The 20,352-nt window shown below is 70.1% G+C and carries 22 protein-coding genes; 17 read left to right on the top strand and 5 right to left on the bottom strand.

All coding sequences use genetic code 11. From position 1 onward, the window contains the following. Nucleotides 1-15 precede the first annotated feature (15 nt). Nucleotides 16-552: a MarR family transcriptional regulator gene (locus AB0J78_RS08295; protein ID WP_363787997.1), complete on the top strand. Its 537-nt coding sequence runs from the start codon at nucleotides 16-18 to the stop codon at nucleotides 550-552. A gap of 13 nt (nucleotides 553-565) precedes the next feature. Here AB0J78_RS08295 and AB0J78_RS08290 read toward each other — a convergent pair whose 3' ends face one another. Beyond that, entirely contained in the window at nucleotides 566-2,044 is a 1,479-nt protein-coding gene (locus tag AB0J78_RS08290) for an aldehyde dehydrogenase (RefSeq protein ID WP_363787995.1), read from the bottom strand. Between the two features lie 222 nt (nucleotides 2,045-2,266). Here AB0J78_RS08290 and AB0J78_RS08285 point away from each other — a divergent pair, with 222 nt between their 5' ends. The 13 genes from AB0J78_RS08285 to AB0J78_RS08225 all read left to right on the top strand — a co-directional run bounded on the left by AB0J78_RS08285 (nucleotide 2,267) and on the right by AB0J78_RS08225 (nucleotide 13,121). Beyond that, the gene (locus AB0J78_RS08285; protein WP_363787993.1) at nucleotides 2,267-2,788 is read left to right on the top strand and encodes a cupin domain-containing protein; all 522 of its coding nucleotides are present in this window, start codon (nucleotides 2,267-2,269) and stop codon (nucleotides 2,786-2,788) included. A gap of 30 nt (nucleotides 2,789-2,818) precedes the next feature. Continuing rightward, entirely contained in the window at nucleotides 2,819-3,757 is a 939-nt protein-coding gene (locus AB0J78_RS08280; RefSeq protein WP_363787992.1) for a PDR/VanB family oxidoreductase, read from the top strand. Nucleotides 3,758-3,770: 13 nt separating this feature from the next. Next, complete coding sequence (locus AB0J78_RS08275) at nucleotides 3,771-4,013, top strand: hypothetical protein (RefSeq protein ID WP_363787991.1); 243 nt, start codon at nucleotides 3,771-3,773, stop codon at nucleotides 4,011-4,013. Nucleotides 4,014-4,055: 42 nt separating this feature from the next. Further along, nucleotides 4,056-4,280: a recombinase-like helix-turn-helix domain-containing protein gene (locus AB0J78_RS08270; RefSeq protein WP_363787990.1), complete on the top strand. Its 225-nt coding sequence runs from the start codon at nucleotides 4,056-4,058 to the stop codon at nucleotides 4,278-4,280. Then, complete coding sequence (locus AB0J78_RS08265) at nucleotides 4,280-5,335, top strand: Rieske 2Fe-2S domain-containing protein (RefSeq protein ID WP_363787989.1); 1,056 nt, start codon at nucleotides 4,280-4,282, stop codon at nucleotides 5,333-5,335. The genes AB0J78_RS08270 and AB0J78_RS08265 overlap by 1 nt, the downstream gene beginning before the upstream one ends. Nucleotides 5,336-5,350: 15 nt before the next feature. Then, on the top strand, nucleotides 5,351-6,286 hold the full coding sequence (locus AB0J78_RS08260; RefSeq protein ID WP_363787988.1) for a VOC family protein: 936 nt from the start codon (nucleotides 5,351-5,353) through the stop codon (nucleotides 6,284-6,286). Further along, on the top strand, nucleotides 6,283-7,065 hold the full coding sequence (locus AB0J78_RS08255; RefSeq protein ID WP_363787987.1) for an aspartate dehydrogenase domain-containing protein: 783 nt from the start codon (nucleotides 6,283-6,285) through the stop codon (nucleotides 7,063-7,065). Before AB0J78_RS08260 ends, AB0J78_RS08255 begins: the two co-directional genes overlap by 4 nt. Then, on the top strand, nucleotides 7,062-7,862 hold the full coding sequence (locus AB0J78_RS08250; RefSeq protein ID WP_363787986.1) for an alpha/beta fold hydrolase: 801 nt from the start codon (nucleotides 7,062-7,064) through the stop codon (nucleotides 7,860-7,862). The genes AB0J78_RS08255 and AB0J78_RS08250 overlap by 4 nt, the downstream gene beginning before the upstream one ends. Next, nucleotides 7,856-8,602: a 3-oxoacyl-ACP reductase family protein gene (locus AB0J78_RS08245; protein WP_363787985.1), complete on the top strand. Its 747-nt coding sequence runs from the start codon at nucleotides 7,856-7,858 to the stop codon at nucleotides 8,600-8,602. Before AB0J78_RS08250 ends, AB0J78_RS08245 begins: the two co-directional genes overlap by 7 nt. A 10-nt stretch (nucleotides 8,603-8,612) precedes the next feature. After that, nucleotides 8,613-9,389: an SDR family oxidoreductase gene (locus AB0J78_RS08240; protein ID WP_363787984.1), complete on the top strand. Its 777-nt coding sequence runs from the start codon at nucleotides 8,613-8,615 to the stop codon at nucleotides 9,387-9,389. Between the two features lie 18 nt (nucleotides 9,390-9,407). Continuing rightward, nucleotides 9,408-11,042 carry a thiamine pyrophosphate-binding protein gene (locus AB0J78_RS08235; RefSeq protein ID WP_363787983.1) on the top strand — a complete coding sequence of 545 codons (1,635 nt, stop codon included), beginning with the start codon at nucleotides 9,408-9,410 and terminating at the stop codon, nucleotides 11,040-11,042. A gap of 13 nt (nucleotides 11,043-11,055) precedes the next feature. Further along, nucleotides 11,056-11,592, top strand: a complete 537-nt coding sequence (locus AB0J78_RS08230) for a dienelactone hydrolase family protein (protein ID WP_363787982.1) — start codon at nucleotides 11,056-11,058, stop codon at nucleotides 11,590-11,592. A gap of 146 nt (nucleotides 11,593-11,738) precedes the next feature. Then, on the top strand, nucleotides 11,739-13,121 hold the full coding sequence (locus AB0J78_RS08225) for an MFS transporter (RefSeq protein WP_363787981.1): 1,383 nt from the start codon (nucleotides 11,739-11,741) through the stop codon (nucleotides 13,119-13,121). Between the two features lie 60 nt (nucleotides 13,122-13,181). On the opposite strand, the gene AB0J78_RS08220 is transcribed toward AB0J78_RS08225, so the two are convergent. Further along, complete coding sequence (locus AB0J78_RS08220; protein ID WP_363787980.1) at nucleotides 13,182-14,162, bottom strand: DUF2157 domain-containing protein; 981 nt, start codon at nucleotides 14,160-14,162, stop codon at nucleotides 13,182-13,184. Between the two features lie 229 nt (nucleotides 14,163-14,391). Here AB0J78_RS08220 and AB0J78_RS08215 point away from each other — a divergent pair, with 229 nt between their 5' ends. After that, nucleotides 14,392-15,000 carry a hypothetical protein gene (locus AB0J78_RS08215; RefSeq protein ID WP_363787979.1) on the top strand — a complete coding sequence of 203 codons (609 nt, stop codon included), beginning with the start codon at nucleotides 14,392-14,394 and terminating at the stop codon, nucleotides 14,998-15,000. 12 nt (nucleotides 15,001-15,012) lie between these two features. Here the strand turns inward: AB0J78_RS08215 and AB0J78_RS08210 are convergent, their stop codons facing one another. Further along, nucleotides 15,013-15,849 (bottom strand): helix-turn-helix transcriptional regulator, encoded by an 837-nt coding sequence (locus AB0J78_RS08210; RefSeq protein WP_363787978.1) that lies wholly within the window; start codon nucleotides 15,847-15,849, stop codon nucleotides 15,013-15,015. Nucleotides 15,850-15,983: 134 nt separating this feature from the next. Between AB0J78_RS08210 and AB0J78_RS08205 the strand changes: the two genes are divergently transcribed. Both AB0J78_RS08205 and AB0J78_RS08200 read left to right on the top strand, forming a co-directional pair. Continuing rightward, nucleotides 15,984-16,148 (top strand): hypothetical protein, encoded by a 165-nt coding sequence (locus tag AB0J78_RS08205; RefSeq protein ID WP_363787977.1) that lies wholly within the window; start codon nucleotides 15,984-15,986, stop codon nucleotides 16,146-16,148. Nucleotides 16,149-16,178: 30 nt separating this feature from the next. Beyond that, nucleotides 16,179-16,934, top strand: coding sequence for a glucose 1-dehydrogenase (locus AB0J78_RS08200; RefSeq protein WP_363787976.1), 756 nt, complete (start codon nucleotides 16,179-16,181; stop codon nucleotides 16,932-16,934). 209 nt (nucleotides 16,935-17,143) lie between these two features. On the opposite strand, the gene AB0J78_RS08195 is transcribed toward AB0J78_RS08200, so the two are convergent. Further along, nucleotides 17,144-19,066, bottom strand: a complete 1,923-nt coding sequence (locus AB0J78_RS08195) for an acyl-CoA dehydrogenase family protein (protein WP_363787975.1) — start codon at nucleotides 19,064-19,066, stop codon at nucleotides 17,144-17,146. Nucleotides 19,067-19,397: 331 nt separating this feature from the next. Further along, nucleotides 19,398-20,267 (bottom strand): sugar phosphate isomerase/epimerase, encoded by an 870-nt coding sequence (locus AB0J78_RS08190; protein WP_363787974.1) that lies wholly within the window; start codon nucleotides 20,265-20,267, stop codon nucleotides 19,398-19,400. Nucleotides 20,268-20,352 lie beyond the last annotated feature (85 nt).

Here is a 20,352-nt window from a genome sequence, read left to right as displayed (position 1 = left end):
TCGGAGGTGGCCGAGGTGGCGCGACGCAACCGGTCCCGGCCGGATGCAGTGGACTTCATGCTGGCGGAGTGGCAGCGGGAGTGCCCGGATGTCGATGCGTCGGGGATGGCGGTGTTCGGGCGCCTGCACCGCGCCTTCCACCGGTACCAGGACCAGCTGAACCAGCTCTTCCAGTCGTTCGACCTGACGATGGCCGGTTTCAGCATCCTGGCGTCGCTGCGTCGAGCGGGCAGCCCGTACCGGCGCACGGCTGGTGAGCTGGCCGACGTCGCGTTGGTGACCACCGGCGGGATCTCGCAGCGGGTGGACAAGCTGGCCGCAGCCGGGCTGGTGTCCCGCGAGCGCGACGAGCGGGATCGCCGCACGGTCCACGTGCAGCTGACCGATGAGGGCTTGGCGTTCGTCGACCGGGTCAGCGCCGCGCACTTCGCCAACGAAGCCCGGATGCTGTCCGGCCTGACGGCCTCGGAGCAAGAACGCCTGGCGGACTTGCTCAGCCGCCTGGAGGGCTCGCTGGATCACTCGGCGGCCCAGGCCGAGACCGCCGAGTGACCGGGCGCGAGGATCACTGGGCCCAGGGCAGCGGGTCTTCGTCGAGTCCCCAGTAGATGCTCTTCTGCCGCGTGTAGCGCAGGATCGCGTCGCGGCCCTTGTCGGTGCCCACGCCGCTGGCCTTCATCCCGCTGAACGGCGTGGCGATGCTGAACTGCTTGTAGGTGTTGATCCACACCGTGCCCGCATCGATGGACCTGGCCAAGCGCCAGGCCCGTCGGTAGTCGCGGGTCCAGATTCCGCAGGCCAACCCGAAGATCGTGGCATTGGCCTGGGCGACCAGGTCGTCCTCGTCGCGGTAGGGCAGCACGACGCCGACCGGTCCGAAGATCTCCTCCTGGCAGGTCAGCGAGTCGTTGTCCAGTCCGCTCAGCAGCGTCGGCGGGTAGTAGGCGCCGTGCGCCAGGGCCGGGTCGTCGGGCGCTTCGCCGCCGCAGAGCACGGTGGCTCCTTCGGCGCGCGCCCGGTCGACCATCGCCGCGACGCGGTCGCGGTGCTCGAAGGTCACGAGCGGACCCACCTGGGTGGCCGGATCGGTACCGGGGCCGACCCGCAGCCGGCGGGCACCGGCGACGAGCCGTTCGACGAACTCGTCGTGGATGCTCTCGGGTGCGAAGATCCGGGAACCGGCGATGCAGCTCTGCCCGCTGGAGGAGAAGATCCCGTAGAGGATCCCGGCCGCGGCCTGTTCCAGGTCGGCGTCGGCCAGCACGATCGTCGGCGACTTGCCGCCGAGTTCGCTGGTCAGCGGCATGAACTTGTCGGCGGCGAGGCGGCCGATGGCGCGACCGGTGTCGGTGCCGCCGGTGAAGGACACCTTGCCCACCAGCGGATGCCGCACGATCGCATCGCCGACCACCGATCCCTTGCCGGGCAGCACTGACAGCAGCGCCGGGGGCACCCCGGCTTCCACGACGAGGCGTGCCAGCGCGAGCGAGACCAGCGGCGTGGCTTCGGCGGGCTTGAGCAGCACGGCGTTGCCCGCGGCCAAGGCGGGGGCGATCTTCTGCGCGTCGCTGGCGATGGGGGAGTTCCACGGCGTGATCGCGCCGACCACGCCGATCGGCTCGGCGACGCTCATCGTCAGGTACGGCCCGCGCGGTGGTGTCAGCGGGGTCTCGGTGGTTTCCAGCGCTGCGGCGTAGAAGCGGAAGGTTCCGGCGGCGCTGCCCACCAGGGCCCGGGTCTCGGCCAGCGCCTTGCCGGTGTTGCGGGTTTGCAGGTGGGCGAGTTCGTCCGCGTGCGCCTCGATCAGGTCCCCGATGCGCGCCAGGTACCTGGCGCGCTCGTGCGGGAGCAGGTCGCGCCAGACGGGGTCGGCCGCTGCGGCGGCGCCGGCTTCGGCGGCTTCGGCGACGTCGCCCGGTGAGGCCGCGGTGAGCTTCGCGATGACCTCGCCCGTGGCCGGGTCGACGCATTCCAGCGGTCTGCCGCGGCCCGCGCGCCAGCGGCCCGCGACGTGGATCTCATCCGGCACCCCGGAACTCGTCATGCTGCACCTCCAGGTCTGAGTGGCGATGACCAGTTACCTTACTGATAAGGGAATGAGCGCAACAGGGCGCGCTTTTCCGGGAAGTGGTTCGGGGCTCTCACCTGCGACGATTAGCTGATCTACAAGGAATCTTGCGGCGGGGGGTTGCGTGGGTCACGCCCGTCTGGCAATACTGCTCACCGCTAGCTCACTTACCGCTAAGGGATTATGGAGGTCGCCGCGATGACCGCTGCAGACGCCGAGGCGCACACCGACCTGGACGGGCTGATCGACTCCTGCATCGCCTCCCGGGCGAGCAGGCACGAGGACTGGGACACCCTGGCGTTCCAGACCAAGGCCGGCGACGAGTTCCGCCGCGCGCAGATCCGCTACATCGGCTCCGGCGCCACCGGCAACCACGACGGCGACAGCCGGTCGCTGCCGTCGGAGCACTTCACCTTCTCCAACATGCGGCTGCCGGTGGGCTCGGTCGGCCCGGAGCACACCCACCACGACGTCGAAGAGGTCTTCTTCGTCCTGGAGGGGCAGCTGGAGGTCAGCGTGCACGACGTCGAGGACGGCACCAGGACCGCCACCCGCGTGCTCGGCTACCGCGACCTGATCCGGGTGCCCGCCGGGGTGCCGCGCAGCCTCAAGGCCATCGGCGACACCGATGCGCTGTTCTGCGTGGTCATCGGCGCGCAGAAGCCGCAGCTGCCCACCTACCCGGCGACCTCGCCGGTGCACGGCGTCACGCGCGACTGAGAAGAGTCGAGGAAGGTCCGGGTGAGGAGCATGTCCCACGAAGTTCGCGTGCACAGCACGACGTGGCTGGCATCGGGCGTGGTGCAGGTGGAGTTCCGCGACCCGGCGGGAGCCGACCTCCCGGCGTGGGAGCCGGGAGCGCACCTGGCGCTGCAGCTGGGCAACGGGATGACGCGCGAGTACTCGCTGTGCGGCGACCCGGCCGACCGGCGCAGCTGGACGGTCGCGGTGCTGCGGGAGCCGAACTCGCGCGGTGGCAGCAGCTGGGTGCACGAGCGGTTGACCGCCGGCACGCTGCTGCAGGTCGACGGGCCGCGGAACAACTTCCCGCTGGAACCCGCCGAGCGCCACCTCCTCATCGCGGGCGGCATCGGGGTGACGCCGATGCGCGCCATGGCCGCCGAGCTCGCTGACCGCGACGGTGACTGGCAGATGCTCTACTGCGGACGGTCGCGGGAGAGCATGGCATTCGTCCCGCAGCTGCGGCAGATCGGCGGCGACCGGGTCCGCGTCCACGCCGACGACGAGCACGGCGGTCCGCCGGACCTCCGCGCCGAGCTCTCGAAGCTCGCGCCGGGCGCGCTGGTGTACTGCTGCGGCCCGGAGCCACTGATCAACGCGGTGGAATCGGCGTTGCCCGACCCGTCGGTGCTGCGCGTCGAGAGGTTCCGGGCACCCGAGCAGCCCCAGTCCACATCGGACGACGGGTTCGAGGTCGTCTGCGAGGACTCCGGGGTGCGGGTGTTCGTCGGACCGGACGCCTCCGTGCTCGATGCGCTGGCCGACGCCGGCGTGGAAGTCCCGAACTCCTGCCAGGAAGGCGTGTGCGGGACCTGCGAGACCAAGGTGCTCGGCGGCGAGCCGGAGCACCGCGACCACGTGCTCAGCCCGGGGGAGCGGGAAGCCGGCGACACCATGATGATCTGCGTGTCCCGCTGCCGCTCCGCCGAGCTGGTGCTGAGCCTGTGAATTGAGAACGACCATGACCGCCGTCGCAGCGCTCAACCACCGGCAGAGGGCCATGTTGCGGGCCGTCGCCGGTGGCCGAGCCGAGATCACCTGCAGCTGCGAACCCGACCTCTACGTCGACGGACTGCCCTGCTGCGACCAGGGCAGCGCCCGAGACCTGGTGCAGACCGGCTTGTTGCGCGCAACCCGGACCGGGCCGACCGGTCAGCGCGTCACCGCGGCCCTGACCGATCTCGGTCGAGCCGCACTGCGCTAGGAGGCACGGGAACCGGTGTCGAAGCACTGGAGGAGAACTGACATGTCGCTGAACCTGGAGCCGGTGCAGACCCGGCTCGGGCCCACCACCAGCTACGCCGACGCCTTCGGCGACGAACTCGAGGCGATCTACGGGCGAGGCGTGCACGACCTGCCCGGCGTGGTCGCCGCGCTCAACGAGGCCGGGGTCCGTCCGGCCGACGGCTCGGACTGGACGGAGCAGACGTTGACCGGTGAGCTCGCCCACCTCGGTGCGAAGGAGATCTGATGACGACCAAGCTGCGGACGGAGCAGGACCTCCTGATGCTCGGATTGCGGGATCGCTGGTACCCGCTGTGCCCGTCGCACCACGTCCGCTCCGGCGAGCTGACCCGGCTGGAACGCGCGGGCGAAGAACTGCTGCTGTGGCGGGACAGTTCGGGTGCCGTGCACGTGCAGGAGGACCGCTGCCCGCACCGCGCGGCGCGGCTGTCGATGGGCGTGCACATGGGCGATCGGATCGCGTGCAACTACCACGGCGTGCAGCTCGACGGCGATGGAGTGGTCGCCTCGGTGCCCGGCAGCCCGGGGTGCGCGCTGGAAGGCCGCCGAGCGCTGCGCACCTTCCCCGCCGAGGAGCACGCCGGAGCGATCTTCGCCTGGTTCGGCTCCGACGAGGACGCCGAGCCCACCCCGCTGCAGGTCCCCGCACCGATCGGCGGAGGGGAGTGGGACGAGTTCCTGTGCTACGTCGAGTGGGACGCCTCCTACCTGCTGTCGCTGGACAACCTGCTCGACCCGATGCACGGCGCGTTCCTGCACCGCAACAGCCACACCATGTACACCGGCAAGCGCGAGGCCGCCTTCCAGATCCGCGACACCGACACCGGTTTCGTGTTCGAGAAGACCGACCAGCGCGGCGTCAACTTCGACTGGTCTGAGTGGCTCGACACCGGCGGCCTGCAGTCGGTCACCCTCGACATCCCGTACCCGGAAACGGCCGGTCCGGGCGGGCCGTTCACCATCGTCGCCTGCGTCACCGCGATCAACGAGCAGCAGCACGCCGGGTTCTTCTGGCGCTGCCGCAAGGTCAGCGGCTGGCAGCGGGACAGCTGGCGGTTCCTGTACAAGAACCGGATCGAGGCGCGGCACTGGCAGGTGCTCGAGCAGGACCGGGTGATGGCCGAAGGCATGCCCGACGACGCCTGGGCCCGCGAAAACCTCTACCAGCACGACATCGCCCTCGTCCGGCTGCGCCGGGTGCTGCGCGCCGAGGCCAAGCGGCAGGCCAGCGCGGCAGCCGCTCGCGCCGAGCGCACACCCGCCCGCGCGGCGGCCCGCTGATTGGAGTGCCCGAACATGCGATTGCCCGATGACGGACCGGTGGTGAGGCTCCGGTCGCTGCGCTCGGTCAGCCTGCGCACCGAGCGGTTCGCCGAAGCCGCCGAGTTCTACCACGAGGTCTGGGGCCTCACCCCGGTCGAGACCGACCGGGATGCCGCGTGGTTGCGCGGCACCGGTTCCGAGCACCACATCGTCGAGCTGCAGCAAGCCGAGCAGAACGGGCTCGGCAAGATCGCCTTCGCCGTCGGCACGCCCGCCGAGATCGACGAGGCCGGAAAACGCCTGGCGGGCCTGGGGATTCCGATGCTCGCCGAGCCCGGCCCGCTGGATCAGATCGGCGGCGGCTACGGGCTGCGCTTCGTCGACCTGGAAGGCCGGCTGGTCGAGCTGTCCTGCAACGTCGAAGCCGTCGTGGCCCAAGACCCCAACGGTCTTCCCGCGGTGCCGCGCAAGGTGGCGCACGTGGTGCTCAACACCGTCGACATCGACGCCGCCTGCGACTTCTACACGCGGGTGCTCGGCATGCGGATCTCGGACTGGTCGGAGCACCAGATGGCGTTCCTGCGCTGCAACTCCGACCACCACGTGATCGCCTTCAACCAGGCCGAGTGGACCTCGATCAACCACGTCGCCTACGAGATGCCGTCGATAGACCACTTCATGCGCGGCATCGGGCGGCTCAAGCACAACGGCATCACCCCGCTGTGGGGGCCGGGACGGCACGGGCCCGGGTCGAACACCTTCTCCTACTTCGCCGACCCGGCCGGACTGGTGTGCGAGTACACCTCCGACGTCGCCCAGGTCGAAGAGGACGCCTGGCTGTGCCGGGTGTGGCGCCGCACCGCGGAGCTGTCCGACCAGTGGGGCACCGCCGGCCCGCCGTCGAAGGACGCCCGCGCGCACATGGCGGGCAAGCCCGACACCGGCTACCGGGAGTGGGTGCGGGCATGAAGGTGGCGATCCTCGGCTGCGGCGCCATCGGCGGCGTCGTGGCGCGCGCGGTGCACAGCGGGCAGGTCGTCGGCGCCGAGCTCATCGGAGTCGTGCACGCCGAACCCGTCGAACCGCCCGGGCTTCCGGTCCTGGACGTCGAGTCCGCGATCGCGCAGGCGGACCTGGTCGTCGAGTGCGCCGGTCAGCGCGCACTGGCCGAGCTCGGGCCCTCCATCGTGGCCGCCGGGACCGACCTGCTGGTGGTGTCGGTCGGTGCGCTGGCCGACGACGCGCTGCTGGCCAAGCTCCGCGACACCGGCCCCGGCCGGCTGCACCTGTGCAGCGGCGCCATCGGCGGGCTCGACGCGCTGGCCGCGACCGCGCGGATGGGCGGGCTGGACGCGGTGCGCATCGTGACCACCAAGAAGGCGCCCGCGCTGATCCAGAAGTGGATGGATGAGCCTGCCGCGCAGCGGCTGCGCACCACCGCCGAACCGGTCCAGCTGATGCGGGCCCCGGCCCGCGAGGTCACCGCCGCGTTCCCGGCCTCGGCCAACGTCGCGGCCTCGGTGGCGCTGGCGGTGGGGGACTGGGACCTGGTGGAAGCGACCGTGGTCGCCGACCCGAACGCGCCGCTGACCAGCCACGTCATCACCGCCGCCGGGAGCGCGGGCAGCTACCGGTTCGAGATCCGCAACCACCCGTCACCGGACAACCCGGCCACCAGCGGTGTGGTGCCGCACGCGGTGCTGGCCTGCCTGGCCCGGCTGGCCCAACCCACCGGAGCGTTCGCATGACCCGGGCGAGTGCGTCCGAAGTGGACGTCGTGGAAGCGGGCAGCGGTAGGCCCCTGGTGCTGCTGCACGGGATCGGTGGTGCGGCCGAGGCCTTCACCGCGCAGCTGTCGGGCCTGGCCGGCGACCACCGGGTGATCGCGTGGGACGCCCCGGGCTACGGGCGCTCCGCCGATCTGCCCGGCGAACCGGATCTCGACGCCTACGCCGACGCGGTCATCGCGCTGCTGCGCGGCCGGGACGCCGCGCCTGCGCACCTGCTCGGGGTGTCCTGGGGCGGGGTGATCGCCACCCGGGTCGCGCTGCGCGCACCGGAGGTGCTGCGGTCGCTGGTCCTGGCCGACTCCTCGCGCGGGTCCGGTCGCACGGACGCGGGCCGCGAGGCGATGGCGTCGCGGGTCGAGGAGCTGCGCACCCGTGGGGCGGGCGCCTTCGCCGCCGTGCGGGGACCGCGCCTGACCGCGCCGGGTGCCGCGCAGCCGGTGGTCGACCAGGTCGTCGCGCTGATGTCGCGGGTGCGCCTGCCCGGCTACCGCAACGCCGCGCGGGTGATGGCCGCGACCGACCACTCCGCCCAGCTGCCGCGGATCACCACGCCGACGCTGGTGATCGTCGGAGCCCAGGACCAGGTGACCGGGGTGGCCGAGAGCCGCGCGCTGGCCGAGCAGATCCCGGGCGCCCGGCTGGTCGAGATCCCTGAGGCGGGACACGCGGCCAACCAGGAGAAACCCGAGGAGTTCAACGCCGTCGTGCGGCGCTTCCTCGCCGAGGTCGACGGCAGCGGAGGTGCGCTGTGCTGAACGGACGACTGGTGGTGGTCACCGGAGCGGGCCGCGGCCTGGGCCTGGCCATCGCGCACGACCTGGCCGACGCCGGGGCGCACCTGGTGATCGCCGAGCGCAACCCCGAGTTCGCGCAGGCAGCGGTGACCGAGCTCGCCGAGCGCGGCGTCCCGGTGCACCGCGTGGACACCGACGTGTCCGACCCCGACTCGGTTCGCCGGCTGGCCGAGCGGGTCGCCGAGCTCGGCGGCGCGCACGGGGTGGTCAACAACGCCGCGCTGGCAGACGGCGTCGGCGGCAAGCACTTCCAGGACATCGAACCCGAGGAGTTCGACCGGATCATCTCGGTCAACCTGCGCGGGACCTGGCTGGTGTCGCGAGCGCTCTACCCGCAGCTGCGGGCCGCCGGTGACGGCCGGATCCTCAACATCGCCTCCGACGTCGCCTTCTACGGCCCGCCCCGGCTGATGCACTACGTGGCGTCCAAGGGCGCGATCGTGGCGATGACGCGGGCGATGGCCCGCGACGCGGGTCCGGACGGCATCACCGTCAACGCCGTCGCGCCCGGCATCACCGAATGCGAAGCGACGCAAGCGGTTCCGGCCGAGCGCCACGAGCTCTACCGGATCAACCGGGCGCTGTCGCGGCCGCAGCAGCCCGAGGACCTCGTCGGTGCGGTGCGGTTCTTGCTGTCCGACGCCGCCGCCTACATCACCGGCCAAACATTGTTGGTGGACGGTGGGTTCGTATGCCGTTGAGGAGGACATCATGGATCTGGGCCTGAGCGGTCGCACCGTGCTGGTGACCGGCGCGAGCTCCGGCGTCGGGTTGGCCACCACCAGGATGCTGCTGGCCGAGGGAGCCAACGTCGCGGCGTGCGCGCGCGACGCGGAGCGGTTGAAGACCGCCCTGGACGGGCTGCCGGGCAACCTGCACCTCGGGGCGTGCGACGTCCTCGACAACGACGCCGTGCAGGAGTTCGTCGAGGGTTCCGCCGAGCGGTTCGGCGGAATCGACGGGGTGGTCAACAACGCCGGGCGCTCGCTGATGGCGCGGCTGTCCGAGACCGAGGACCGGCAGTGGTGCGACGAGCTGGAGCTGAAGATCTTCAGCGTCCTGCACGTGGTCCGGGCGGCGCAGCCGTGGTTGCGCGAGTCCACCGCCGCGTCGGTGGTCAACATCAACGCGATCCTGGCTCGCCAGCCGGAGGCGCGGCTGGCCGCCACCTCGGCGGCGCGGGCCGCGCTGCTCAACCTCAGCAAGACGCTGGCCGGTGAGCTCGCCGCGGATGACATCCGGGTCAACTCGGTGTGCCTCGGGCTGATCGACACCGGGCAGTGGCGGCGCCGCTACGAGCAATCCGGTTCCACCGCGGACTTCTCCGAGTGGAGCGCCGAGCTGGCCGCCGACCGCGGCATTCCGCTGGGCCGGCTCGGCACCGCCGACGAGGTCGCCTTCCCCGTCGTCGCGCTGCTCTCGCCGCGCGCCTCCTACCTCACCGGCACCGCCATCGACGTCGGTGGCGGCATCGCCCGATACCTGTAGCAACCGAAGAGGACTGTCATGCCCCAAAATCACGGCGGAGACCTGCTCGTCCAGGTCATGCGCGACAACGGCGTCGACACCGCGTTCGGCGTGGTCAGCGTCCACAACCTGCCGCTGGTGGAAGCGGTGAGCCGCGAACTGCGGTTCGTGGCGGTGCGGCACGAGGCCGCCGCCGTCAACGCCGCCGACGGCTACGCCCGCGCCACCGGCGGGCTCGGCGTCGCGATCACCAGCACCGGCACCGGGGCGGGCAACGCCGCCGGTGCGCTGGTGGAGGCGCTGACCGCGGGCAGCCGGGTGCTGCACGTGACGGGTCAGATCGACTCGCCCTTCCTCGGGAAGGGGCGCGGCGTCATCCACGAGACCAAGGACCAGCTCGCGATGCTCGGCGCGGTGTCCAAGCACGCCGCCACGATCACCGAGCCGGAAGCGGCGGAGACCGCGCTGCGGCAGGCGGTGCGCACCGCGCTGTCGGTGCCCTGCGGACCCTCCAGCGTGGAGTGGCCGATCGACCTGCAGTACGCCGCGCAGGAGATCATCCCGGCACCCGCTGAGCGGGGCGCGGCGACACCGGCCGCGGACCCGGAGGCGCTGCGGCGCGCCGCCGAGCTGATCAGGGCGGCCGAGCGGCCGATCCTGTGGGTCGGCGGTGGCGGTATCGGCGCGGGTGAGCAGGTGCGCGAGCTCGCCGAGCTCCTGGACGCGGGCGTGCTGACCAGCAACTCGGGCAGGGGCACCGTGCCGGAGGACCACGAGCTGGTGGTCGGCAACTTCGCCGCCAACCCGGCGGCCGCGCCGCTGCTGGCCGAGGCCGACCTGCTGATCTCCATCGGGACGCACTTCCGCTCGAACGAGACCAAGCACTACGCGCTGGAGCTGCCCGCCGACCACGTGCAGATCGACGTCGACCCGGCCGCCGTCGGGCGCGTCCACCCGGCCACCGCGGGTCTGGTCGGCACCGCCGAGCAGGTGCTCCCGCAGCTGATCGCCGAGCTGGCCGGCAGCGCCGGCGCCGGGCGGGACTGGCGGGAGGCGGTCGCCCGCACCCGCGCCGCCGTGCGCGCGCACCTCCGGGAGGGCATCGGCACCTACGCGCTGATCTGCGAGGCGATCCGGGCGACGCTGCCCGCCGAGTCGGTGATCGCGCGGGACGTGACGATCCCGTCGAGCCAGTGGGGCAACCGGCTGCTGGACATCCACGATCCCCGCACCAACGTGTTCCCGGTCGGCGGCGGCATCGGCCAGGGGCTCGCGCACGGCATCGGCGCGGCGCTCGGCTCGCCGGACGCACCGACGCTGGTGCTGGCCGGCGACGGCGGGCTGAGCGTGCACCTCGGGGAACTGGCCACCTTCGCCCAGGAACAGCCCTGGATGGTGCTCGTGGTGTTCAACGACGGCGGCTACGGGGTGCTGCGCAACATGCAGGACAAGCACGCCGGACGGCGTTCCGGGGTGGACCTGTTCACCCCGAACTTCGGCCGCCTGGCCGAGGCGCTGGATCTGCCGTACGCGCTGGTCCAGCGCGCGGAATCGTTCGCCGAGACGTTCACCAAGGCCGTCGAGGAACGCGGTCCTTACCTGATCGAGGTCGACGTCACGGCCTTGGAGCCGACCCCGTCCCCGTTCGTGCCGCCGGTGCACGTGCCCAGCTAGAGGAGGCGCAGCGATGCCGCCCGAACCGGCCCACCACCACGCGCACGGCCCCGCCAACCGGGGACGACGAGTGCTGCGCACCGCCGCACCGCTGTTCGTGCGCTTCCCGCGGACCCCGCCGCGCGCGGCGGTGGTGGTGCTGCACGACGCCTACGGACTGACCGAACCGATCGAGGACTGCTGCCGGGCCCTGGCCCGCTTCGGCTACGTCGCCGTCGCCCCCTACCTCTACTACGAGACCGGGGGCAAGGAGTTCCGCCCCGAGCACGAGCAGACCGCGAAAGCCGCGATGTCCCTGCTCGCCGCCGACGACCTGGCCGCGGACGTCGCCGGTGCGCTCGACCACCTCGGCAGCAGGCTGGCCGTCCCGGCGCGGACCACCGCGGTGCTCGGCGTCGGCACCAGCGGGCAGCTCGCGACCCGGGCGGCGGCCGACCACGAGCTCCCGATGGCCGCGGTGTGCGACCCGCTGGACAACACCGGGCACCCGGGAGTCGCACGCGACCGGCGAGACGAGGCGATCCGGTTCATCAACGGCCGGATCGGCTGACCACAACCATCACGAGGATCCCACGACCGCTCTCCAGACCCAGGAGACACCACGCGCGAGACCGACCGGACTCGCCCGAAGCCACGGCAGTTACCGTTTCATGCCACGAGCCCACCCGTGGCATGCGTGTCCCAAAGGAGGGGCGCATGAGCATCTCCGCTCCCGACCACACCGTCCAGCACGACATCGCCGCCAGACTCGAGCGGCTGCCGATGTCGCGATGGCACGTGAGCATCCGCCTGATCATCGGCGTGGTCACGTTCTTCGAAGCCTTCGACCAGCTGCTCATCGCGTTCTCGCTGCCCGAGATCACCCGCGAGTGGGGGCTTTCGGCGGCGGGCGCCACCGCCACCCTCACCGTCGGGTCGATCGGCATGCTGGTCGGTGCGCTGGCCTCGGGCTGGCTGGCCGACCGTATCGGCCGCGTCCGGGTGATCACGCTGTGCGTGGTGATCACCGCGCTGGGCAACCTCGGCATGGCGTTGAGCCCGGCGCTGCTGCCGCTGCTGATCATGCGGTTCGTGCAGGGCTTGGCGATCGGCGGTGAGGTCCCCACCGCCGCCTCCTACATCGCCGAGCTCAGCCGGGCCAAGAAGCGCGGCCGCTTCGTGCTGATGTACGAGGTGGTGTTCCCGGCCGGGCTGACCGTCGGTGCGCTGGCCTCGGCGTGGATCGTGCCGAACTGGGGGTGGCGCGCGCTGTTCCTGATCGCCGCTGTCCCGGGCATCGCCGCGTTCTTCCTGCAGCGCAAGGTGCCGGAGTCGCCGCGCTGGCTGGCCGCGCGCGGCCAGAACGACAAGGCGCGCGAGGTGATGTCCCAGATCGAGGCGAAGGTGCGCGCCTCCACCGGCCAGGACTTGCCGGCCCCGGCTCCGGTGGCGGGTGTCGTCGGCACCGGGTCGGCGCGCAACGGCGCGCTGCGCGACCTGTTCACCGGCCGCTATCGGCGGCGCACGCTGGTGGTGTGGACGATCTGGTTCGTCGGCTACCTGGCCAACTACGGGCTGACGTCGTGGCTGCCGACGCTGTACAAGCAGGTGTTCCACCTGCCGATCGGCACCGCGCTGTGGTACAGCACGTTCGCGTCGGTGGCCGGGCTGGCCGGCTGCGTGCTGGCGGCGCTGACCATCGACCGCCTCGGCCGCCGGGTGGTGCTGAGCATCGGGCTCGGCGGCACCACGGTCGCGCTGGGCGTGCTGGCGCTGCTGGGCGTGACCTCGGCCGGTCAGCTCGTGGTGTTCTCGGCGTTCGCGGCGATGTTCAGCTTCACGGCCAACATCAGCCTCTACCTCTACACGCCGGAGCTGTACCCGACCCGCAACCGCGCGCTGGGCTGCAGCATGGGCGGGGTGTTCAACCGGCTCGGCATCATCACCGGCCCGATCGTGGTGGCGATGGTGCTCTCCAGCGGAGCGGGCCTGTCCGCGGTGTTCGCCAGCATCGCGGCGATCTGCCTCGTCGGCACGATGATCACCGCGGCCTTCGCCGAGGAGACCAAGGGACGCACTCTCGAAGAACTGTCCCCGTGAACGTCGGCGAGGCGGGTCATGAGCAGGTGCTCTGACCCGCCTCGCCGAGGACGGTCTGCTTCAGCGCTGATCAGAGGCGGGTGCTCGCTTCCGCAGGCGCAGGCCCAGTGCCGAGGCGGTGAGGAACACCGCCCCCACCAGCAGCACCGCGACCGGCCCACCGAGCGCACCGTCCGTCCAGTCCCAGACCGCTTCGGGCACCGCCACCGTCACGGCGAGCACACCCAGCGCCAGCAACACCACGGCCCGCTCGACCAGGTAGCCGCCGAAGCACAGCAACCCGATCAGCAGGGTCAACCCGTAGCCCACCCACGACGGGTCCACACCCACCGCGTACTGCGCCCCGGCCAGAGCGATCAGCACGCCCGCCCCGAGCACTGGGCGGCGGTGGCCCATCACCCTGAGAGCGGAGAGTGCGGTCCACACGGCGCCCAGCGCCACCAAGCCCGTTGTGGTGGCCGGTGAGGAGCTGTCGAACCATTCGGCAACCGCGGCCATCACCACGCCGACGCTGAACCCGATTGCCACCAGCAGAACGGGAAGTCCGCCCACGACCACGTATCCGAGCAATGCGACGAGCAAACCGGTCACCGAGGCCGCCACCGACTCGAGCACGTCAACCCCGCTGCCGACCGCCAGCGCCGCCGTGCAGGAAGCCAAGGCGAACAGGGCTGACACGATCCGGCTGCGCGCGGACGGATCCGCTTCGCCGAACGCTCGCAGCGCACGCGGCCCGCCGGCGATGACCAGTCCGGCGCCGACCAGGGCGAGGGTCGCGGCCACCAGCAGGGCAACGCGCGCGGGGACCGCCAGCTCTTCCCAGTACATCCCCACCAGCAGAACTGCACCGGCGAGGACCAACGCGCCGCCGATGTAACCGAGCACCTCCCACACGGCGGTGCGCGAACCCCAGGGCGCACCGCGCTTGATGTCGAGCTCGTCGAGGACTGCTGCGACCTGCTCACGGGAAAGCACTCCCCGTTCGCCCAACCGCTCCAGGCGTGCGCGTTGCTCCGGGGAAAGGCGCTGCGAATTGCTCATCGACGGCATTACAGCATCACCGCAGCGATATGTCGTTAGGTACTTCTACGCAAGACGTCCTGACTCGTGCGGCGATGAACTGCCTCAACCGGTCGTGTTCAACGCGGACATTTAGTCCGAAGTGGTGGCCGTACTCGGAGCGAGGCATGGGCGCGTCATCGTCTGGGAATCCTCTGGTCGTGACAAGTTCTGCACTGGTGCGTGCACGACGAGGACCAGAGGAGGCGCGATGGGTCTGGTTCAGGAGACTCAGCGGTCGCTGTATGCCACGGTTGGGGCGACAGCGTGGGTGGTGGATGCGCTACGTGGTGCGCCCGGCTGGGTCGGGAATGCGTGGCGGGAACGCGATCAGGTGATGCACTGGCTCGGCAGTGCTTACGAGGAGCTCTCGGAACGCGGCCAGGGCATTGTGGGCGGGGCCCAGGAGGGGCTCGAAGTCGGCGCCGGCGAGGTGAACCAGGCTGCGCGCCGCATCCCAGGGGCTGCCGAGGCCGAAGGGGCGGTCGTGGGGGCGTTCACCGGCGAGGAAGATCTGCCGATTTCACACTACGACCAGCTCAGGGCGGACGAGGTCGTGCACAAGTTGCCGGGGTTGTCCCAATTCGAGCTGCGAAAGGTCCGAGGCTATGAAACGCGCAATCAGGCGCGTGCGACGGTCATCGGGCGCATCGACAAGTTGTGCGAGGAGCAGCCCTGGCCGGGCTACGACGAGATGAAGTTGGACGAGATCCTTCCGAAGGCGCGGGAGTTGCCGGCTGAGGAGCAGACGAAACTGGTCAGCTACGAGCACCGTCACAAGAACCGGCGAACGATCGTTGACGGTTTCAGCCACGCCTGAATCGTTCTGAGGTCACGTCGACGAGCTCTGGTGAGGGCTGGCGTGCAGGGCGCTCAGCAGTGCGAGGGCGTGGGCGCTGGGGGTGGCCGGTTCCGCGTGGTAGATGATCAGTTGCTGCCCGGGGGCACTGCGCACGTCGAAGGCTTGGTAGGTCAGCGTCAAGGGCCCTACGTCGGGATGGACCAGGTGCTTGGGTTCGCGAGTTTTGCCGCGCACCTGGTGGGAGCTCCACAGGGCGCGGAAATCCTCGCTGCCGTCGCGGAGTTCGGCCACCAGGTGCAGCAGAGCGGGGTCGTTCGGGTCGTAGCCCGCGGCGCTGCGGAGGTTGGCCACGGTGGCTTGGGCGGTCCAGTTCCACCGCGCGTAGAAGTGGCGTCCAGCGGGGTCGAGGAAGGTCATGCGGGCGAGGTTGTCCGGCGGCTGAAACGGTGAGAACAGCGCGTCGGCCAGGGCGTTGCAGGCGAGGACGTCCAAGATCCGGTTGAGCACGAAGGCCGGGGTGTTGGGGCATCCGTCCATCAGCTGCCGCAGTTCCGGGCTCACGGTCTGCGGTACCGGGGCCGGGGCGGTCTCCGGTGCGGTGCGTGCCAGCCGGTACAGGTGCTCCCTCAGGTCGGGGTCGAGATCCAGCGCGCGGCACAGAGCGTCCAGAACCTGGGGAGACGGGTTGGATTCCCGTCCTTGTTCGAGGCGGGTGTAGTAGTCGGCGTTCACGCCGGCGAGCACGGCTACTTCCTCGCGGCGCAGGCCGGTCACCTTGCGCCGACCCGAATACACCACGCCCGCGTCCTCAGGTGACTGTTGCGCGCGCCGTGCCCGCAGGAACTCTCCCAACTCCCCACCGCTCATACCGCCACCGTAGACCGGGATCCCCTGTGGCTGGGTGGGTGTGGTGCACCCAGTCACGGCGCGTCCTGCCGGTGAGCGCACCTGCGTTGGAGGCTCGGTCCTACGAGACCGAGAGCAGGGATCGGGGTGAGCAGGTGAGCACGGGAACCGGTCGGCCGAACGCCGACGTGGTCGGAATGTGGGTCACCGCGGACGGGTGCATCCGGCAGGAGCTGCGCGTCGACGTTGTGGCCTCAGCCCGGTCCAGCTTCATCACCGGCGCCATCGTCGCCGCTGACGGCGGCTGCACGGCCGCCTGACCGATCCCGTCAGCAGAAGAGGAACGAAACATGACTGCAAGGCTGACTGGCAAGGTCGCGCTGATCACCGGCGCGACCGGCGGCATCGGACAGGCCGCGGCGGAGCTGTTCGCCCGCGAGGGAGCACAGCTGGTCCTCACCGACATCGGCGACGACCGACTGCGGGGACTGGCGGCGCGGCTCGAAGCCGACGGCACCGACGTGCTGGCGCAGCGGCTGGACGTCTCCTCACCCGAGCACTGGGACGAGGTCATGGAACTGATCGACCGGCGCTTCGGCCGACTGGACGTCCTGATCAACCTCGCAGGTGTCGTGGACTGGCCCGGCATCGAGGACACCGAGCAATCCGCCTGGGACCGCGTGATCGCCGTCAACCAAACCGGCACCTGGCTCGGGATGAAAACCGCCATGCCGCTGTTGCGCGCGTCCGGCAACGCTTCGGTGATCAACACGTCGTCCGTCCTCGGTCTCATCGGCAGTGGGGCGGCGGCTGCCTACCAAGCGTCCAAAGGAGCCGTGCGGATACTGACCAAAACGGCTGCCGTCGAGTACGCCACGCAAGGTGTTCGGGTCAACTCGGTGCATCCGGGCGTGATTCGGACACCGATGATCCATGATCTGCTCGACGAGCAAGGCGACCAGCAACCCGACATCGTGCGCACTCCGATGCGCCGCGCGGGCCGCGCCGACGAGGTCGCTCCGGCGATGCTGTTTCTGGCCAGCGACGAATCCTCGTTCATCACCGGAGCCGAGTTCGTCGTCGACGGCGGGCTCGTCGCACACTGACACCGACCCGGCACCCACCCCGGCCATCACACCGACTCCGATGACGAGTGGAACCCGCCGCGGAGTCGGTGTGACCTCGCAGGTCCCTTCAACGGCGGTCACCTGGTTTTGCCGGTCCTGTCAACGATCACCGGCGTGCGTTGGTGCGTGCTGCAAGACGTGCGACACCCTCACGCGGCTGGGAACGGTGACTTCGTGCGGGCGGGGGATCAGCTGCGGACGATGCGCCGGTGGTTCTGGCGCTGTGATGGTCCATTTCGTGCCTCGGCGATCCACGGGCCGTCGATGGACGCGTCGAGAATGCCTTCCTCCAACCATTGGTACCGATTTTCGAGCACCTGGCGGGAGATCACTCGGTCGTTGGCGTCGGTGTTGCGCCAGAGTCGACTGAACAGGTGCTCGACGCGACACCGGGACTGGTTGCAGAAGGCCTCGGCCAGCTCCACTGCCGATTCCTCCTGCCCGGGCGAACGGGCGTAGACGCAGCTGGCGCTCATCGCGTACAGCTCGGCGCCGATGTCGACGATGCGGCCTAGGAAGAGCTGATGGTGTTCCAGGCGAGCTTGCCAGCGCGACATACCGTAGAAGATCTGACGGGCGAGGCGCCGGCTCGCGCGTTCGACGAAGCGCTGGTGCTCGGAGAGCGGTCCGTACGCACCGAAGGCGCTCGGCACCTGGCCCCTGCCTGCGACCAGGGTGGGCAGCCAACGTGCGTAGAAGGCACCGGCGCGGGCCGCGGCGCGGGCCTTGTGTTGCATGTCGGCCTTGGGGTCGATGATGTCTCCGGCCACCGAGAGGTGCGCATCGACCGCTTCCCTGGCGATCAGCAACCGCATGATCTCGCTGGATCCCTCGAAGATCCGATTGATCCGCATGTCTCGGAGCATCTGCTCGGCGGGGACCCCGCGCTCGCCGCGCGCGGCCAGCGACTCCGCTGTTTCGTAGCCGCGACCACCGCGGATCTGCACGAGCTCATCAGCGACCTGCCAGGACAGTTCCGTGCTGAAGAGCTTGGCCAGTGCAGCTTCGATGCGGATGTCGTGCCGGTCGGCGTCGGCCAGCCGACCGGACACCTCCAGCACGGCCTCCAAGGCGAACGATGTGGCAGCGATGAACGAGATCTTGCCCGCGATGGCCTCGTGCTCACCAATCGGCCGACCCCACTGGACGCGCTGGGACGACCACTGACGAGCGATGCGCAGGGACCACTTCGATGCCGCCGTGCACAGCGCGGGCAACGAAAGCCGCCCGGTGTTGAGCGTCTTGAGGGCGATCTTGAGTCCATCGCCCTCACGGCCGATCCGGTTGGCGGCGGGTACGACAACGTTGTGCAACCGGGTCACGCCGTTCTCAATGCCGCGCAGGCCGAGGAAGGAATTCCGGTTCTCGACGGTGATGCCCTCGGCGTCCGCCTCGACGACGAATGCCGTGATACCACCGCGGTGTCCCTCCGACTTGGGTACCCGCGCCATCACCACGAGCAGGTCGGCGAGCACGCCATTGGTCGTCCAGAGCTTGACGCCGTCGAGCGTGTAACTGCTGCCGTCCTCGTTCGGGACCGCGCTGGTGGCCAGCCGCGCCGGGTCGCTGCCGACGTCGGGTTCGGTCAGCAGGAATGCGGTGATCTCGCGAACGCAGCGCGGCAGGAATTCTTGTTTCTGCTGCTCGGTCCCGAACATCTTGACCGGCTGCGGCACGCCGATCGACTGATGTGCCGACAGCAGGGCACCGATCGACGGATTTGCCGTGCCGACCAGCATCAGCGCGCGGTGGTAGTACACCGCGGGCAGGCCGAGCCCGCCGTAGGCCCGGGGGATCTTGATGCCGAAGGCTCCGAGGTCCTTCAGTCCGTTGATCACCTCGTCCGGGATCCACGCATCGCGCTCGATCTGCGGTCCGTCGACCTTCGTCTCGCAGAACACGCGCAACCGTTCGAGGAACGCCTCTCCTTCGACCGAGGTCTCACCCCGGGGAAGCGGGTCGATCAGGTCGAGCCGCAGCCGTCCGAGGAACAGCTCCTTGCCGAAACTAGGTCGGTCCCAGCGAGTTTCGCGGGCTTGTTCGGCTACCTGCCGGGCGTGGTCCGCGTCGACTCGCGTCCTGTCTTCGTGTATGTCATCGACCTTGGTCATCTTCGACTCCCAACGCACTAGGGCTGGGGCTGGCACCGGTCACGACAGTACTGCCGGTGGGAGGCACGCGATAGTTCGCGAGTGCGGCGCAAGGGGAGGATGGCTGGAGCACCTGATCATTGACGCTGCGAAGACGACCGTTCCGGTGCCAATTCTTTGGCCTCGATTGCTACCGAGCGTGAATGTGGCCCACTCTGCCGGGTAAGCATCAGGTATGGCCTCACTCATCAGGGATGCAGGCTCGGCGAGAAGGTAGTCGCGGTGGAGACGATGGTGCGCTCGCCGGTGAAGGTGTGGATGACCCGGACGTGTAGGTGAGCACGAGTGCCGCTCATAGGTCGAGGTCGCGTAGGAAGGTGAGGCTGGTTCGGACGTCGGCGGTGGGGCCGTCATCCGTGGGTTCGTCGGGGAGGATGGTGTCCTGTTCCATTGTGTACCAGCCGTGGTACCCATTGGATTCGAGCACGGTGATGATGCTGGCGATGTCGATGTCGCCTGCACCCAGTGGCCGGTACATGCCGTCGCGGACGGCGCTGGTGTAGGTCATCTCGCCCGCGCGCACTTGGTCGGCGAGGGCGACGTCGACGTCTTTGAGATGGGTGTGGGTGATGCGCTCGGGAACGGCTTTGGCCAGCTCGACGGGGTCTGTGCCGCCGATGAGGAGGTGGCCGGTGTCCAGGCACAGCGGCACGGTCGAACCGTCGAGGATGCGCTCGACTTCTTCGCGGTTCTCGACCACGGTGCCGACGTGCGGGTGCAGGGCGGGGCTGATGCCCCGTTCGGCGGCGCGTTCGGTGATTCGGCTGAGGTTGGCGAACAGGGTTCGCCACGCCGTGGTGTCGAGTTCGGGACGTGTGTCGTAGCCGTTCAGGCCGGTGGCCGCGGCCAGAACGAGGGTTCTCGCGCCGGCGGTGACGAATCCATCGAGTTCGCGGTCGATCTCGGGCAGTGGATCGTGCGTGGTGTCGTGCAGGACGACGGGGACGAACCCGCCCACCGCGGACAGCTCGTGTTCGCGCAGCGTGGCGGCTTTGGCCTCGGGTGCGGCGGGGAGGAACCCTTCGGGGCCGAACTCCGTGGCCACGAGACCGAGTTGGCGCATCTCCGGGAGAACTTCTTCGGGCGTGAGCTGGTGACCCCAGCCCGGCACCTCGCAGACGCCCCAGGAGATCGGGGCCCCTGCGATTCGGTTCATGATCATGGCGTGGCTCCGTTCGTTGCGTTTCTGAGGAAAATTGTTGAACGCGTGTTGAAATGACGTTCCAGCCCAAGGGGCGCATCCGCGC

The sequence above is a fragment of the Saccharopolyspora sp. NPDC049426 genome (genome assembly GCF_040676935.1).
Classification (GTDB): domain Bacteria; phylum Actinomycetota; class Actinomycetes; order Mycobacteriales; family Pseudonocardiaceae; genus Saccharopolyspora.
The sequence above is the reverse complement of the archived record's forward strand: the minus strand, read 5'-3'. Positions and strand labels throughout refer to the sequence as shown.